Below are 1,260 nucleotides of genomic sequence, written 5' to 3'. Positions count from 1 at the left end.
GCTGTATGGACCGGGGACATAGGTAACACATGTGCCAGGACATGGGTAACAGTCCAAGGTCCAGGTTAGTCAGCCTGGTGTAGGTCGATCGTGGCGACCTTTTGATGGCAGAAGTAGACATCAAAGGTGCCGTCCAGGTCCAGGTTCGGGCGCATCGCCACGGGGGTCCCGATCAAGGCCCGCCCGACGCGGAAGGTCTTTCCGCGGAAGTGGATGCGCCCGCCGTCGCCGACGCGTCGCACGATGTCGTCGCTGCCGTACTCGATCGGCGGCAGTGTGCGTGGCATTGACCGCGGACTAGGGGCGTAGCGGCTGGCTGGCGTCTGCATATTCAGCGCGTGATGGGGGCGCTTGAAGTTGTACACGTGTCGCCATTGACTGAAGTGGTGCTGGACATCATCGAGGTCCCGGAACCGCTGCATGGCCAACAGCTCAGCCTGCACAGTGCGGTGGAAGCGCTCGTCCTTGCCATTCGTCTGAGGGTGCCGAGGTCGGCTATGGCTGAGTCGCACGCCCAAGCGAATGAGCCAGGCGCCCAACGTGGTAAGCGCTCCGGGCATTGGAGAGCCCCAGGGCGGGCCGTTGTCCGCATTAATCCGCTCGGGCAGCCCGTAGCGCCTGAACGCATGCTCCAGCGCTTGCTGCACCGATTCAAACCGTTCATTGCTCAACGCATCGAGCACCACATTGAACCGCGAGTGATCGTCCAAGACGGTGAGCGGATGACATCGCTGAGTGTCGGTAGCGAAGTGGCCTTTGAAGTCTATCTGCCACAGTGCATTAGGTCGGTCGTGTTCGAAGCGGTGCCACGCTGTGGCGGCGGCGCTCGCGGCCGGACGGATCAAGCCATGGCGGCGCAGCACCCAATTGACCGTGCTCGGGGCAATCTGTACGCCTTCGTCACGCGCCAGCACGCATGCGATCTTGCGAGCGCCCCAAGCCGAATGCTCAGCCCTGACCGCCAGCACCCGTTCCTCGATTGCGGCCGGCGTTCGACTCGGACAGCTATGAGGTCGCCGAATTCGGTCGTCCAGATCCTCCCGATTCAACCACTTGTAACCAGTCTTGCGGCTGATGCCGAAGCGTCGGCATAGGTCGGCGATGTTGGCGTCCGCCCGGCGCGCCAGGCGGACAAATTCTTCCCTCTGCTGCTTCACGGTGGTTTGGCTCCAGGGCAACTTCTTCCTCCCGCTGACTAGGCGGGAAAAGTGTTACCCATGTCCTGGCACACCTGTTACCCATGTCCCCGGTCCATACAGC

1 protein-coding gene is annotated in these 1,260 nt (G+C 62.4%); it reads right to left on the bottom strand.

The genetic code is table 11. The annotated features are described in order from the left end of the window. Positions 1 to 65: 65 nt before the first annotated feature. A complete protein-coding gene (locus J5T34_RS23850; RefSeq protein ID WP_208583369.1) occupies positions 66 to 1,178 on the bottom strand; it encodes an IS481 family transposase in 1,113 nt (370 codons plus the stop codon). Between the last annotated feature and the right edge of the window lie 82 nt (positions 1,179 to 1,260).

Source organism: Cupriavidus gilardii (genome assembly GCF_017598945.1).
In the GTDB taxonomy this organism is placed as follows: domain Bacteria; phylum Pseudomonadota; class Gammaproteobacteria; order Burkholderiales; family Burkholderiaceae; genus Cupriavidus; species Cupriavidus gilardii_E.
Note: the sequence above shows the minus strand (reverse complement) of the source record. Positions and strands in the feature narration are given on the sequence as shown.